Below are 14,784 nucleotides of genomic sequence, written 5' to 3' on the forward strand. Positions count from 1 at the left end.
AAGGTTTTGTTTCAGATTTATAGCTAACTTTTTGGAATAAGCCGGTTCGAAAAATGCACTATCAGAAACATGCGACATAATGCCCAAGCCACTTTGTACTCTTGTTTAGAGATAGTTTGAGCTTTCCAATCACATACTTGAACTACGAATGGATTAATTCCCATTTCATTAAGTTTCTGAATCTTTTCGTTATAAGCAAAGTTAAATCATCGATAATCTTCTCTTGCTGGTAAATGGAAACAAAATTAAGACGGTTAAAGATTTTCTTAACCATACCTTCAGCGCCATTTTTATCATTTTCTTTAGGTAAATTTATGACAAGCATTTGAGCTACAGAGCGATTCTGGACTAGATATTCCAGAGCAACATCATCACCATAACTATTAAGTAAATCGACGTCAGTTACCTGCTTATTAACATTTTCACGGTTACTTGTGACATTCGCTGATAATTCGGCAAGTTTAGCATTATGCATCATTAGAAATTGCGTTGAATTGGAAGCCCAGTATCAAATTGGGAAATAATCGGCGCACTAACTTGGCCTTTTCTATCAACACGTCCAATCATTTGTAGGAATTCATCAATTGCTTGAGGTGACTGGCCTGTAAGGAACTCACGTTGCCTCAAATGATCTGATTGGCTAGGACTACCATCATTAACGGGAATAGCATGTAATGAAAGGCCAGTACTACCAGCTCTCGTAATAATCATTGCATCAAGAATGCCAGACTGAAATTCATTACAAGCTTTCGTCTTTGCTGTCGGATTATTTTCTTGACGTACTTCAACTTTAAAAACCGAACCTTGATTAGAATCAATTTTTTTGAGCTGATACTCTCTACCAGAAATCTCCCCGACTTTATACCACGAGACTCCAGCTCAGCTTTTATCAGATCTAAAGGACATAAAGGAATGTCTGGTAATTTCCGAATATTATCCAAGATGTCTTGTTTGAAATCAGAATAGATTTCGTCATCAATGGTTTCACTTCGTACTTGGCCATATCGGTCACGAACTTGAATAATATCTAACTTATGAACCATATTCTCAAGTAAGTCAGCTATCGTCGGTGGTTTTGCAAGAATAGTATCTTCTTGTTTGAACTGAGCTAGATCCTGTTCTAATTTTTTTAGTTTTACAATAATTGGCTCTTGATCAAATTCAATTTGATTCATTTTCCCTGAGTTTAGGTCACTCAGTGCTCGATCATAATCTGAAGAATCCTTGAGTTCATTAATCTGGTCCAGCAATTCAAATGCTTTTGAATCTTTTAGAAGCAACATTTAAGCAACGATTCACCGGTATTTTCCAAACCAATAACCGGCTTCCGATTTTCTTTGAGAGACTCAAGTGCTTGATCAATAATCAAAGGGGTAGTAACTGAGAGAAGGATTTGGCGGCTTATATTGTGCATTCTTGAAGCAAAGTTCATCGAATTCACTTGCATACGATTCTCTTGCCAACTTCCCTCCTTCATGTGCTCAAGATTATGTTTAATCTCACTATTCATTTTGGCAACTTTCTCTTCTACATCACCAGAAAGGTATGCCATTTTTGAAAGTACCTGAGCTAATTGATCGGATAACTCACGTGAAGCAGTTTGATACTGAGTCGATGCGTGATATGTCCGGAATTCAAGTTTAGAAAAATCATGTTCACGTCTTAAGAAACACCGTCTTTGACCAAAGCCATAGAAATAGCTTCTAGTAATTCATTAGATGGTTTATTTCGATTAAGCTTTTCAATTGCCCTTTAAAAGATGCAGGGAAAATATCAGAATAGAAAGTAGATTGTTTGCTTTCTTTCTATCTGTTGCTGAAGAATGATAAGTAGGACCTGTACGCTCTTTAACGACTGAAAGGAACCGGCTAATATTCGATTCGCCACTTGCAGCCACATGCGATTCATCTAAAAATAATAGGGTATTCTTATCAATACTTGATAGAAAAAGATTTTCTTTCTTACCGCTTCTACCAGAAAATTGACTGTATGTACTAAAGATAATATCAAACTGATTACCAATTCTATCTAGATTATAGATATCACTGGTTTTCATAGGAGAATAAACAACCTTGTCTTTATGCGTAATGAATCCATCACTATTAAAGATAAAAGTAAGCGTCCGCTGAATCCCATACCTATTTTTAATTCGATTTAGGTTTCCAGCAGTGCGGCAGTAACTCTTCAATCTGGGTCACTTTATGTGTCGGTAACCTTTTCAGCACATCACTAAATAGGCATACGATCCAGCCCATTCAGCTTTGCTGACTGGATTAAAGTCATGATGTTTGCCGCTCGCTGACCACTGCGCAGCGAACCTGCAAACAGCCAGTTCTTGCGCCCCAACGCCCAGGGACGCATCTGATTCTCTACCCAATTGTTGCATATCGGTAGATTGCCATCATCCAGATAGCGGCTTAAGGCTGGCCAACGCTTCAGAGTGTAATTGATGGCCTTGGCGGTGGGAGAACTCGATGGCACTGTCAGATGATGTTGGTTGAGCCATTCATATAGTTGTTGCATCACTGGTTGACTATGCTGTTGTCGGTATTCGCGGCGGTCTTCCGCTGTACCATCGGTCTTTTTCCTGAGTTCTGCTTCTATCGCATACAGTTTCTGAATCAGCACCAATGCCTGTTCAGCGACCTGACTTTTCCCGGTCACATGCAGTTCATGGAATTTACGACGTGCATGGGCCATGCAGCCGACCTCTATGACCTGGCCTGATTTAAAGCGTGCTTTATAACCACTGTAATCATCACGACTAGATTGCCCTGCCAGCCTTTCAAGAACTCTGCAGCATGCTGGCCTGAACGACTATCCTGAAAGTCATAGATCACCGCCTGAACTGGATTGTACTGTGTGGTGGCATAGGCCAGACATAACCTTTCTTCGGTTTTTTCTCATTCTCACCCATCCGCATGATGGTGACCGGTGTTTCATCTGCATGCAGCACCCGCTGTTGCAGCACCACCTCTTTTAAGGCATTGGCCAGAGGTTCCAGTTCTACACCGCAGCGACCTATCCAGTCAGATAAAGTTGATCTAGAAAGTTCGATTCCCGCCCGCTGATAGATCAGACGTTGACGGTACAGCGGCAAATGATCGGCATACTTCGATACCAGCACATGGCTGAGCAATTCAGGTGAAGCAATGCCTTTATCAATCACATAGGCGGGCATCGCTTGCTGAGTCAGAGTGTCACACTGATCACAGACCCATTTACCACGCACATGCTGTTCCTTATAGAACTGTGCCGGTCTGAAATGCAGTTTCTCACTGACATCTTCGCCGATACGACGGAGTTGGCATCCACAAGTGCATTGGGTTGATGCAGGTTCATGCTCAATACGGATGGTGTGTAGATGATCTGGCAGTGGTCGACGTTTAGGTTTATTGGTTTGGCTTTCTGTGTCGCTGCATCGGTTTTATCTGCATTAATCGTTCTAATTCCAGATCAACAGCAGCAATATCTTCTTCAACCGCTTCATCCATAGGTGGATTTGTTTTGCCGTTAAGTGTTCATTCTTTTGGGCGAATTTGTGCTTTTTAAACAGCGCCAGTTCATGCTCGTATTTTGATTGAGAATAGAAAGATGTTGAACTTGGCATCCAATTGTTGGTTTGATTGTGCTAGAGACTGATGCTGCATCGCCACTGTCTGGTGAATTCCAGCAGTTGTTCATGGGTCAGTTGGCTTAAGTCAGGCAGCGTATTCATGACCGCAGTATGCCTGAGGTCATGAAGAGAATGAAATAGAACGTTTGGAGGATGGCAGAATGGTCGAGCTTGGTTTAGAGCATATTCACCACTTGCTGCAATCCAATTCTCTGCCAGGGCAAACCTTGGATTAATGCCTGTAACTGTTCGGGCTGAGGCCACGGTTTCACCTTGGTGAACTTGAGCCCAGTGAAATTTACCCTGTTCCAAAGCCGGGCACACAGCCAGATGCCAGTCCCATCATGTACCAACACTTTCATACGATGACCACGTTTATTACAGAACAGGTAGCGCAATGCGGTTTGATGTAGCCAAAGGCTCTCACCACCTGAGCCATGACAGTATCCATTCCTGCTCGCATATCATGGCTGGGTAGAGAGCCAAATTTCATTGATACGGATCATGTTGCCAGTGCCTTGAGTAATTCTGCCAAGGCAGGTATTTCTGATGTCTGCCATTTTAGCTGAATATCATTATTCGTATGAGGCACGGTGATACACAACGTGATCCTCTCATCAATAGGTTGGCTGATTGCAGCAGTGTAAGGCAAAGCAATAAATGCTGGATTCACATGAGTAGGATCCTGCACGGCACCCTCATGATGGCTGAAGATCCTGATCCAACGACTGACAAGGTTGGCATTAATACTATGTTGCAGTGCGACGAAGCGATCGAGGTATTAGGATTTTTACAGGCATTGACAATACTGAGTTTGAATTCTTTGCTGTATGTTCTGCGTTTTTTAGCAACAGGAGGTGTTGCTGAATATATATCCATGTTCATGGATTAAGTCCCACTTGTTTTAGGTGGGAACTAATTAAGGCTTATAGGACCGCTTGGTAAGGCTGTGTTAGCCGGATGCTTACAGATAAAAGGATTAGAAATAAATTTATCTGTTCCTGTATCTACGATATCCGCATAAATCATTAAATAATTGTGCTTTCCTTGTGAAAAATACTGGTCTAACCCATTGATTAAAGAATAACGCAACATGCCAGCTAAAGAGCGACCTTTACCAATACTGTTTGATCACCAAGAATATAAGAGCGGTCATTTTCAATGCTTAATATTGCGGAAGTAACAGCATCAACCTGTTCAGCACTGAAGCTTTAGAAGAGATGAAAGATCTGAATACTGTAGCTTGTAAAGTAGAAAGCCGTCGAAAGGATTGTTATTGGCTAAATCGATAGATTTTGCAATTCATGATTACTTCAGCTAAAAGCAAGATCTTCTTATCTGATTATTTGCGCTTGTTTAATAGTATTGCTTGATCTGCTGGCAACATTGTTTCTGGCAAGCTTAGTTGTGAAACTGGCACATATGCAACTTGCAATGATTTAGATTCAAAAATAATTTCCTGAGCTTGAGATTCATCCTCTACTATTTCTAGATCAAGAATCTCATTGTTCTGGTGTTCATCTCCAGTAGAAAGAGGTTTAACAGCCGTATCTTCTTCCTCATTACCAAAGAAGTCGTCATCATCAGGTTTATTCAAGTCCCCAACATTACCGGACTCATCCGGAACTATTTGATCATTTAAATATGAATCCAATGCACTTGTTAAGAAATCAGCATCGTCTACCACATCTAAATTCTGGTCAAATTAGCTTCGATATAACTGATTCACTTTGATTAATAGAAGGGGAGGGCCATCGTAACTTAACTCAGGTTGTAATCTTTCTGTAGGACATTTTCCGACCATCTCCATAAATCTTGAACATTATTTATGATGGGCAACTCATGAGGAACTTCATAAGTACGGTTATTTTCCAGAAGATCACCAATGACAAGAACACGAACATTGACGCGAGTCCCTTGTTTCTTATATAAACTCCCGTCGAGCTCTACGGCCGCTTCAACATTGTAATTATCATAGAGATAATTTAATAAATTTTTACTTCCACCCTTGACTACGCCAGCTTCATAAAAGCTGTCTGAACCAATAATAAAAACACTTCTTCCTTTGTCTTTTCTCAAAGAAAGTGTCTCTAATAAAATTTTATGATCTAACCTTTGAGTAGAAAAATTTAAACGTTCTAATGATCCCGCTTGATTCAAAGTAAGTGAAGTTTTATCGATTTTGCCAAAAGGTGGATTTGCGATAGTAAAATCAAATAATTCATTATTGTTTAATTGCTTCAATTTAATCTTTGAATAATCTCCCTCAATTACTCTTAGATTTGATTGTTCAATGTTTGCGTCGAGAAAGAGCTGGGTATTTTTCACCCGATTCGAATCAATTTCAACACCAACGATTTTAAGTTGCGGTTTTTTTATGAAATGAGCAACTAAGGATCCATTACCAATAGTAGGTTCAAGTAGAGTTTTTCCAGTATCTAGAGTTTCAGGATTGAATAATAATTTCTGACATATTGCTGAAATTGTTATAGGAGTTGAAAATTGTTGCAGTTGCAGCTCAGAAATACCAATGATCGGTTTAACTGGTTGTTTGTTATGGATTTCAATAATTTTTTCAAAAGAATTGAAATTATGTACGTTAAATTGATTACTTAAACTATTAAAACAACATTCAAGCTGTTCATAGAAAAATTGCTTAATTGTCGGCTTTATTTCATTCAAATAAGATCTATCATGGTTGTCGTTTAATATTTTTTTTAAAAACAACTCAACATCTGAATCATGAATGTTTGTTGTTCCTTCAACTATGCTACTAGCAAAGCTTTTTGCACAATGTGCCATATTAGCTCGCTTAAACTTTGGCTGATTGCCAACTTTAAGTATTTTCCAATAATCTTCTTGAGGTAATCGTGCTTCAAATTGCGCGGGATCAATTGAGATTGTTCCATTCTTAGCAATTTCAGTTAAAGGCTGATCCAAATAAAATCGTGAATATTGTGTAGCATAAACATATTGTTTATTCAGGTTTTGACCAATTAATGTCGCATGTCTAATGGCATAGTCAACTCTTTGTTGGGCAAGAGAACGAACAGAGTTATTGAACTCAGCATTAAGCTGAGCCAATGTAATGGATTGAAAGGGAATATTGTTGTTATCAACACCAATAAAATTAGAAAAGTCCTTAATTGAAATGCTTGACCAGTAAACATCAAGAACACTTGATTTATTCACTTTTTCAACATGAACATTAAAGGATCTTAATTTATCGATATCTAGTTGATTATTGAGATCAACTTTTCAATACCGATTTGGTTGTTTTCTTTACGTCGTGATGGTCTAGTTAAATATCCAAAAGATTCTAAATTAACCCAAATAAAACCTTTTTATCTAAAACGCTCATATCATCTAATCCTTTTAAATATTATTAAAATTTATTTGAGTTATTAGATTGATTTTGCATTTCTTCCCGAATTCTATTGATACTTGCTCTTTCTTATCCACAACTGGAGCAGCACTATTAGGTAATGGATGCTTTTGGAATCTTCTTTTAGATAAATGGTTCGCTTTAAATTTTCCTCATTAATATTTAAATCTTGAATTTTCTTTGATACTGCATTGGATCAGTAGTAGAACTAAATGTGACAAAAGGAGCTAAAGTGTCTGAATGTCTATCAATGCAACTAAGAATGTATATAACCTTTTTGATAAACTGGTTGTTCATTGTGCATTCAGTAACAGTATAGATTTTTAATGGACTGCTATTTCTATTTGCTTTAGCTTGATATGTCTTAAGTGTATCTCTACCAAAAAGATATTTTGAGTTGAATAAGCATCAGATAAATTTCACCCTTTTTCAACTTTCCAGAAATAAGACGTAGGTTATCTTGTAATTGTGGATTAGAAGTTTCTAGTTTTTGAGAAAATTCAACACCAAGAAATCTATTTACCAATATTCGATTTAAATCATGATTAAACATCATACTATCGTCAGGTGTGAAATCCTGCGTGGTTAAAGGCTTACTCATTAAATTATTGAGAGTAGTATTAATATCCGCTGGTATCCGGATAGATCGGTCAGGACCTACAGATACTTGTTGTAAAAAAGTTTGCAAAGAACCTTGATAGATTGGTTCATTAGTATCTTTATAACGCAGTATATAATTTAAAGATCCGGATCTTTCAGCGCTGAACTCATCTTGATGTACAAGAGATTTTAAAAATGCATCTTTTATATTTTCCTTTGAGGATCCAATATCTATTTTAAAATTCTCTTCTAAAATTTCGACACGTCCGAAAGGTCTTTGATTATTTACAAATTGGATATGAACGGGAGCTGTAATTAGTTGTGAACTAGGATTGCTTGTTACTGATTCTGCCCAATGGCTACGATATGACCGGTAATTATCTTCACTCTTTATTTCAAAAGATTGATCAAAACTAAGTACAACTACATTGCTGTTCAGTCGCGCTTTTAAAGATTGACGAGGATTGGCAGAGTTTTGATACTGATTTGTTACTTGAGAGGCAACTTGTTGTCTGTTCTTTGCTCTACCAGAGTCAACTAAGTCATCAATTCTTTCATCAATTGTTGTTAGTCTAACTTTCACTTTTTCATTGGTTAGGACGTTTGTTCCATAAGCATAATCATGGCCATCGTTGTTTTGTGCGATACCATCAAGATAAACGAAAAGCCTTTGAGGAGTAGCTGGAGCAGAATTAGGTTTATTTTGAATAATATTTCTATTCAAATTTTTTAGATTATCCAAGTCATTGTTTTTAATCATGTTAATACCTACTATATTGCTCTGTTGTATGAGCTGGTGTCAAAAAGAATAGTGGATAGCGAAATATGATTTTAAAACAAAAAAAGGAAAATGGAAATGATTTTAAAAAAAGATATAGCCGTATTTTAAAGAATAAAACATTCAAAAAACCTAAGAAAGTCCTTCCTATATATATAAATTTATATAAATATAAATTTAAATTTATTCTATATAGGGGTAATTGTATTTCATTGATTTTATTAATTTTTATCTTGCAATGTGAGGTTTCATTTCCAATGTGTGAGGTTTCATTTCAAATAATGTGAGATTTCATTTATTTAATTTATTTTCAATAACTTAAGTCTTAAAATGTTAAATTATTAAATTTTGTGTGAGGTTTCATTTCAACAAATGTGAGGTTTCATTTCCGATGTGTGAGGTTTCATTTCAATTAAGGCACCTACAATAAAGTATTGAAATTTAATTATTAAAATATATATGTGAGGTTTCATTTCCGATATGTGAGGTTTCATTTCAAAGCCTGTGGATAAGTCTTATATATATGTGAGGTTTCATTTCCAATATGCTCAATATCTGGAAAACATCTTTGGTTCGGCTTTTTTATTTCAATTAAGTTAAAAAAAACTATGTTTTTGTAAAACTATTCAAAGAGTTAACTTTGCATTTTTTGTAAACATAATAGTATTCGCTATGTGCCTATGCTAAAATTTGGTATGGATATATTTATATTCAAATTAATATGGCAAATTATTTTCAATTTAAAAGGAGTGAGGATATGACTAATTTAGCATCTATGCCCTATGCTCACTCATTATATTTGAATGAGCCGGCAGAGTGGAAAAACAGTCATCTGTTCAATTATCATTATTGGATGATGTACAAGAGCCTTCTGTAGTTGAACGTTCTTTACCTGCTTTACCATTAAAAAGATTTTCTAAATTGTTTTCATTTTTAGATTTCGATTTTGATACTAAGTCATATGAATATATGGTCGGATCAGATCGATTTACTATTGAAACTAAAATTGATAAAGCCGATCAAGCTTTTGTGTGTTTAATTAATGAAGTTTTAATGGCTTATAAGCAAAAAATATTTTGCTTACTTCATTTGATAGCAAACTGACTCATACTATCAATGCAAGTGAAATTTCCAAAGTTGTTGGTATTTCATTAGATGAGTTTGAAAAAAGAATGAAAAGCTTAGCAAGCTGTTCTTTGAGTGCTCATCAACACCGCTTACTTCGTCATACAAAGACCGGCCGCGAATCTTTTAGATTTGTACATATGTTTTCTACCAAACTCGTTAGTGAATACGTTTCTTTTGATAAAGATGGGCAGATTTTCTACAGCTTTAATTATGCACCTTTCTTTGAAACGATGTTTAAAGAAAACCTACATAAGAAAAATCAATCACAACTTTATTTAGATCAAGTTGTGTAAATAAGAAGATCCCAAACATGGGATCTTTTTTTATGTGAGTTTTTTTTACTTTTCTCACACATTGAGTGTTCTAAATGTGAGGTATTTCTATTTAACTCACACATTCTTTATGATATAACTTTGTCATTACTAACAAACGTCATTATTAGATCAAATGAACGTACAATCACAAGAATTGACTAGTTCTGACGCAGAGAGCTTGTCTCCTGCTGATCTGGGCTATAGTCAAGCTAATAGTCTTAGTCAAGGGCACCCAAATTTAGCCTCTTTTAAGTATGAGACAGAGTTTAAATTGCCAGTTTCATTAATTCATGTGACTCATGAATGTTCATTAGTTGAACATAAGATTTGGTTATGTCTCTTGAATCATGCTTGTGAAATTCTTGAAAATTTTCAAGATAATGGTTCTCATCCTATTGTTAATTTTAAAATACCGTTTGATCTATTAAGATTCAAAACAAATAGTCAACACAGACTTAAGGAGATTAATAAATCACTAAGTAATTTAAGAGATGCTGAAATACAAATCGATATCTTCAATGCACAAGGATTAAAGTCATCTTCCTCACAATTCAGCTTTATTCAAGATTTTGCGATTTATAATAAAATATGATGCTTAATCGAGAAGAGGTGGAAGCTGATAACAAACCAGACTACCAAAGTCTTGAAATTGTATATTCATTACCTCCTTTTTTTAGTTCAATTATTACTGATTCTATATCGATTGAAAAAGTAAAACGTTTATTTAGTTGGACACAAATACAGTCTTTAAGTACATCAACAGGAAGAAATGGAAAAATTGAATTATTAATTTATAAATTACTGGAAGGAACTGATGAGCCAATTACTTTGGCATACGAAACATTCAAACAGTATCTAGGCTATGGTGATGTAGAAGAAAATCGTTATTTCTTGCGTGATACTCTTAAACCAGCTTTAAAAAATTTTAATGCAAACGAATTGCTTGAATATGAAGTTGAAACAGACTTTATAAGAGGTAAGCGTCAAAAAATAGAGTCGATAAAACTATTCAAAAAATATAAGTTTGTTGATAATGAACAAGCTGCTCATGCATGGCAATCACTCTTAGATAGTCCACCTGAGAATACAACAAATTTACGAATCCGTATTAAGCAGTTAGTGCCGGAAAATTATGATATCGATAGTTTAACAGATGATTCTATATATACGATTCTATCGCGTCTTAAACAATGGATAAATGGATTGAAGAAAAAGGGCCAGACAATTAACTTTGTCGGGGCATGCCGTTCAGCATTTAAAGATAAGAGCTGGATTGATTCTAAAAATGGTAAAGGGCAATCATCATTAATTTTAGGCGAAGAAGTCGATGATGTTGTTGTGAAGGCTAGTAGAACAAACTACGAAAGTGCCGTTGGTAAAGGCGATATACCCAAAACTTCACAAGAGTCTGATTACAATAATCCAGTGAATAAAATTGCTAAATCTGTTGCGACTTTGATTTCTACTTTAGCTATCAAAGGATCTAAAACAACGTTCTTTGAAAATATCTCTAAAGAGAATTTTGACGAATTGACCAATAATAATTTGAAGTACTTTAATTATTTTTCCGAAAATATTGATTCATTCAAAAATGATTATGTTATTGACATGGTCAAGCGAATATTCTTTGTTGGAAATGAAAATGCATTAAATTCTTTACTGAATCAAAGTAATCAGAGTAAAGTACTCTATCCTTATTTATTTAGTGTAAATTTTGCGATGCAAAACTATACTCAGATTATTAGTGATCCTATTCGATCTGGAGCCTATAGTACAAACTTAGCAAATAACGAACTTGCGGTTAATATTGTAGTTGGGGATTTAATTAAATATTTTAAATCTCAATTATCAATTTAACATTCCATTAAAATATTTACTTTAAAACATATTGAGTATTAATGATGAAAGAATTTAATTTAGATGGTTATTCATCAATAGAACTAGAGGATTTGATCAAGGCTGCAAGTCTTGAAAAAGGAAAAAGGGAAATTGAAGAGAAAGTGGCAGCCTTTGGCCAATTAGAGGAAATTGCCAAAAGTGTTGGACTGACTTTAGACCAGCTCATTGAATTTGGGAAAACCCATAATAAAAAGAAAAAAACAAAGACTGTTGAGCCACGTTATAGAAGTAAGGCTGATCCGGAGAACACTTGGACAGGACGAGGACAGATGCCAAGATGGTTGAAAAGTGAAATGGAAGAAAGCAAGTTAAAGCTGAGTGAATTCCTGATTAAATAATGATGTATAAAAAAAGCCTAGTTCATATACTAGGCTTTTTTCTATCTAAAATAATGGATTCATATAAAAGATGATATTCATTTAATATGATTTTTCATTAGTTGCTCAATATCCCAAGAAGTTCGCCCAACATCGATTATGTAAATTGTTTCGCCATTATGAACACTTTGAATTAAATGCTCTAAATTGTTAAAAGAGCTCAAAGACTTACATGAGCTCACCTCATTTATGCCATTTTTTCGTAAGCGTCGCTGAATCCATACCTATTTTTTAATTCGATTTAGGTTTCCAGCAGTGCGGCAGTAACTCTTCAATCTGGGTCACTTTATGTGTCGGTAACCTTTTCAGCACATCACTTAAATAGGCATACGGATCCAGCCCATTCAGCTTTGCTGACTGGATTAAAGTCATGATGTTTGCCGCTCGCTGACCACTGCGCAGCGAACCTGCAAACAGCCAGTTCTTGCGCCCCAACGCCCAGGGACGCATCTGATTCTCTACCCAATTGTTGCATATCGGTAGATTGCCATCATCCAGATAGCGGCTTAAGGCTGGCCAACGCTTCAGAGTGTAATTGATGGCCTTGGCGGTGGGAGAACTCGATGGCACTGTCAGATGATGTTGGTTGAGCCATTCATATAGTTGTTGCATCACTGGTTGACTATGCTGTTGTCGGTATTCGCGGCGGTCTTCCGCTGTACCATCGGTCTTTTTCCTGAGTTCTGCTTCTATCGCATACAGTTTCTGAATCAGCACCAATGCCTGTTCAGCGACCTGACTTTTCCCGGTCACATGCAGTTCATGGAATTTACGACGTGCATGGGCCATGCAGCCGACCTCTATGACCTGGCCTGATTTAAAGCGTGCTTTATAACCACTGTAATCATCACAGACTAGATTGCCCTGCCAGCCTTTCAAGAACTCTGCAGCATGCTGGCCTGAACGACTATCCTGAAAGTCATAGATCACCGCCTGAACTGGATTGTACTGTGTGGTGGCATAGGCCCAGACATAACCTTTCTTCGGTTTTTTCTCATTCTCACCCATCCGCATGATGGTGACCGGTGTTTCATCTGCATGCAGCACCCGCTGTTGCAGCACCACCTCTTTTAAGGCATTGGCCAGAGGTTCCAGTTCTACACCGCAGCGACCTATCCAGTCAGATAAAGTTGATCTAGAAAGTTCGATTCCCGCCCGCTGATAGATCAGACGTTGACGGTACAGCGGCAAATGATCGGCATACTTCGATACCAGCACATGGCTGAGCAATTCAGGTGAAGCAATGCCTTTATCAATCACATAGGCGGGCATCGCTTGCTGAGTCAGAGTGTCACACTGATCACAGACCCATTTACCACGCACATGCTGTTCCTTATAGAACTGTGCCGGTCTGAAATGCAGTTTCTCACTGACATCTTCGCCGATACGACGGAGTTGGCATCCACAAGTGCATTGGGTTGATGCAGGTTCATGCTCAATACGGATGGTGTGTAGATGATCTGGCAGTGGTCGACGTTTAGGTTTATTGGTTTTGGCTTTCTGTGTCGCTGCATCGGTTTTATCTGCATTTAATCGTTCTAATTCCAGATCAACAGCAGCAATATCTTCTTCAACCGCTTCATCCCATAGGTGGATTTGTTTTGCCGTTAAGTGTTCATTCTTTTGGGCGAATTTGTGCTTTTTAAACAGCGCCAGTTCATGCTCGTATTTTTGATTGAGAATAGAAAGATGTTGAACTTTGGCATCCAATTGTTGGTTTGATTGTGCTAGAGACTGATGCTGCATCGCCAACTGTCTGGTGAATTCCAGCAGTTGTTCATGGGTCAGTTGGCTTAAGTCAGGCAGCGTATTCATGACCGCAGTATGCCTGAGGTCATGAAGAGAATGAAATAGAACGTTTGGAGGATGGCAGAATGGTCGAGCTTGGTTTAGAGCATATTCACCACTTGCTGCAATCCAATTCTCTGCCAGGGCAAACCTTGGATTAATGCCTGTAACTGTTCCGGGCTGAGGGCCACGGTTTCACCTTGGTGAACTTGAGCCCAGTGAAATTTACCCTGTTCCAAACGCCGGGCACACAGCCAGATGCCCAGTCCATCATGTACCAACACTTTCATACGATGACCACGTTTATTACAGAACAGGTAGGCGCAATGCGGTTTGATGTAGCCAAAGGCTCTCACCACCTGAGCCATGACAGTATCCATTCCTGCTCGCATATCCATGGGCTGGGTAGAGAGCCAAATTTCATTGATACGGATCATGTTGCCAGTGCCTTGAGTAATTCTGCCAAGGCAGGTATTTCTGATGTCTGCCATTTTAGCTGAATATCATTATTCGTATGAGGCACGGTGATACACAACGTGATCCTCTCATCAATAGGTTGGCTGATTGCAGCAGTGTAAGGCAAAGCAATAAATGCTGGATTCACATGAGTAGGATCCTGCACGGCACCCTCATGATGGCTGAAGATCCTGATCCAACGACTGACAAGGTTGGCATTAATACTATGTTGCAGTGCGACCGAAGCGATCGAGGTATTAGGATTTTTACAGGCATTGACAATACTGAGTTTGAATTCTTTGCTGTATGTTCTGCGTTTTTTAGCAACAGGAGGTGTTGCTGAATATATATCCATGTTCATGGATTAAGTCCCCACTTGTTTTTAGGTGGGAACTAAATTAAGGCTTATAGGACCGCTTGGTAAGGCTGTGTTAGCCGGATGC

Annotated in this window: 18 protein-coding genes and 2 pseudogenes; 5 read left to right on the plus strand and 15 right to left on the minus strand. The window is 37.4% G+C overall.

What is annotated here, in order from left to right:
- Window positions 1-142 precede the first annotated feature (142 nt).
- From EGS71_RS22670 to EGS71_RS01395, 12 genes and pseudogenes are all read right to left on the minus strand, one after another.
- Window positions 143-478, minus strand: a complete 336-nt coding sequence (locus EGS71_RS22670) for a hypothetical protein (RefSeq protein WP_228201074.1) — start codon at window positions 476-478, stop codon at window positions 143-145.
- Window positions 478-819 carry a strawberry notch C-terminal domain-containing protein gene (locus EGS71_RS22675; RefSeq protein ID WP_228201086.1) on the minus strand — a complete coding sequence of 114 codons (342 nt, stop codon included), beginning with the start codon at window positions 817-819 and terminating at the stop codon, window positions 478-480. The genes EGS71_RS22670 and EGS71_RS22675 overlap by 1 nt, the downstream gene beginning before the upstream one ends.
- Window positions 708-1,283: a hypothetical protein gene (locus tag EGS71_RS22680; RefSeq protein ID WP_228201075.1), complete on the minus strand. Its 576-nt coding sequence runs from the start codon at window positions 1,281-1,283 to the stop codon at window positions 708-710. The genes EGS71_RS22675 and EGS71_RS22680 overlap by 112 nt, the downstream gene beginning before the upstream one ends.
- Window positions 1,271-1,552, minus strand: a complete 282-nt coding sequence (locus EGS71_RS22685) for a hypothetical protein (protein WP_228201076.1) — start codon at window positions 1,550-1,552, stop codon at window positions 1,271-1,273. Before EGS71_RS22685 ends, EGS71_RS22680 begins: the two co-directional genes overlap by 13 nt.
- A 189-nt stretch (window positions 1,553-1,741) precedes the next feature.
- On the minus strand, window positions 1,742-2,056 hold the full coding sequence (locus EGS71_RS22690; protein WP_228201077.1) for a hypothetical protein: 315 nt from the start codon (window positions 2,054-2,056) through the stop codon (window positions 1,742-1,744).
- Window positions 2,057-2,144: 88 nt separating this feature from the next.
- Window positions 2,145-3,718, minus strand: a pseudogene (gene tnpC, locus EGS71_RS01375) (IS66 family transposase).
- Between the two features lie 74 nt (window positions 3,719-3,792).
- Window positions 3,793-3,978 (minus strand): IS66 family insertion sequence element accessory protein TnpB, encoded by a 186-nt coding sequence (locus EGS71_RS01380; protein WP_125275248.1) that lies wholly within the window; start codon window positions 3,976-3,978, stop codon window positions 3,793-3,795.
- Window positions 3,975-4,109, minus strand: coding sequence for a hypothetical protein (locus EGS71_RS22865; RefSeq protein ID WP_265936746.1), 135 nt, complete (start codon window positions 4,107-4,109; stop codon window positions 3,975-3,977). The genes EGS71_RS01380 and EGS71_RS22865 overlap by 4 nt, the downstream gene beginning before the upstream one ends.
- A 9-nt stretch (window positions 4,110-4,118) precedes the next feature.
- A pseudogene (locus EGS71_RS22695) lies at window positions 4,119-4,501 on the minus strand (transposase).
- 457 nt (window positions 4,502-4,958) lie between these two features.
- Window positions 4,959-5,303: a hypothetical protein gene (locus tag EGS71_RS22700; protein ID WP_228201079.1), complete on the minus strand. Its 345-nt coding sequence runs from the start codon at window positions 5,301-5,303 to the stop codon at window positions 4,959-4,961.
- Window positions 5,304-5,377: 74 nt separating this feature from the next.
- Window positions 5,378-6,808, minus strand: coding sequence for an N-6 DNA methylase (locus EGS71_RS22705; protein WP_228201080.1), 1,431 nt, complete (start codon window positions 6,806-6,808; stop codon window positions 5,378-5,380).
- A 569-nt stretch (window positions 6,809-7,377) separates the two neighbouring features.
- The gene (locus tag EGS71_RS01395; protein WP_228201081.1) at window positions 7,378-8,361 is read right to left on the minus strand and encodes a hypothetical protein; all 984 of its coding nucleotides are present in this window, start codon (window positions 8,359-8,361) and stop codon (window positions 7,378-7,380) included.
- A gap of 834 nt (window positions 8,362-9,195) precedes the next feature.
- Here EGS71_RS01395 and EGS71_RS22710 point away from each other — a divergent pair.
- The 5 genes from EGS71_RS22710 to EGS71_RS01415 all read left to right on the plus strand — a co-directional run bounded on the left by EGS71_RS22710 (window position 9,196) and on the right by EGS71_RS01415 (window position 12,058).
- Window positions 9,196-9,483 (plus strand): hypothetical protein, encoded by a 288-nt coding sequence (locus tag EGS71_RS22710; RefSeq protein WP_228201082.1) that lies wholly within the window; start codon window positions 9,196-9,198, stop codon window positions 9,481-9,483.
- On the plus strand, window positions 9,456-9,800 hold the full coding sequence (locus EGS71_RS22715) for a hypothetical protein (protein ID WP_228201083.1): 345 nt from the start codon (window positions 9,456-9,458) through the stop codon (window positions 9,798-9,800). The genes EGS71_RS22710 and EGS71_RS22715 overlap by 28 nt, the downstream gene beginning before the upstream one ends.
- Window positions 9,801-9,954: 154 nt before the next feature.
- Complete coding sequence (locus EGS71_RS22720; RefSeq protein ID WP_228201084.1) at window positions 9,955-10,413, plus strand: hypothetical protein; 459 nt, start codon at window positions 9,955-9,957, stop codon at window positions 10,411-10,413.
- Window positions 10,414-10,430: 17 nt separating this feature from the next.
- Window positions 10,431-11,678 (plus strand): hypothetical protein, encoded by a 1,248-nt coding sequence (locus EGS71_RS01410; protein WP_228201085.1) that lies wholly within the window; start codon window positions 10,431-10,433, stop codon window positions 11,676-11,678.
- Between the two features lie 41 nt (window positions 11,679-11,719).
- Window positions 11,720-12,058 carry an H-NS family nucleoid-associated regulatory protein gene (locus tag EGS71_RS01415; RefSeq protein WP_000974111.1) on the plus strand — a complete coding sequence of 113 codons (339 nt, stop codon included), beginning with the start codon at window positions 11,720-11,722 and terminating at the stop codon, window positions 12,056-12,058.
- Window positions 12,059-12,328: 270 nt separating this feature from the next.
- Here the strand turns inward: EGS71_RS01415 and EGS71_RS01425 are convergent, their stop codons facing one another.
- From EGS71_RS01425 to EGS71_RS01435, 3 genes are all read right to left on the minus strand, one after another.
- Complete coding sequence (locus tag EGS71_RS01425) at window positions 12,329-13,912, minus strand: IS66-like element ISAba25 family transposase (protein WP_001094424.1); 1,584 nt, start codon at window positions 13,910-13,912, stop codon at window positions 12,329-12,331.
- A 74-nt stretch (window positions 13,913-13,986) separates the two neighbouring features.
- Window positions 13,987-14,322, minus strand: coding sequence for an IS66 family insertion sequence element accessory protein TnpB (gene tnpB, locus EGS71_RS01430; RefSeq protein WP_000619347.1), 336 nt, complete (start codon window positions 14,320-14,322; stop codon window positions 13,987-13,989).
- On the minus strand, window positions 14,319-14,702 hold the full coding sequence (locus EGS71_RS01435; RefSeq protein WP_001055589.1) for a transposase: 384 nt from the start codon (window positions 14,700-14,702) through the stop codon (window positions 14,319-14,321). Before EGS71_RS01435 ends, tnpB begins: the two co-directional genes overlap by 4 nt.
- Between the last annotated feature and the right edge of the window lie 82 nt (window positions 14,703-14,784).

Source organism: Acinetobacter sp. FDAARGOS_559 (assembly GCF_003940475.1).
Taxonomy (GTDB): domain Bacteria; phylum Pseudomonadota; class Gammaproteobacteria; order Pseudomonadales; family Moraxellaceae; genus Acinetobacter; species Acinetobacter baumannii.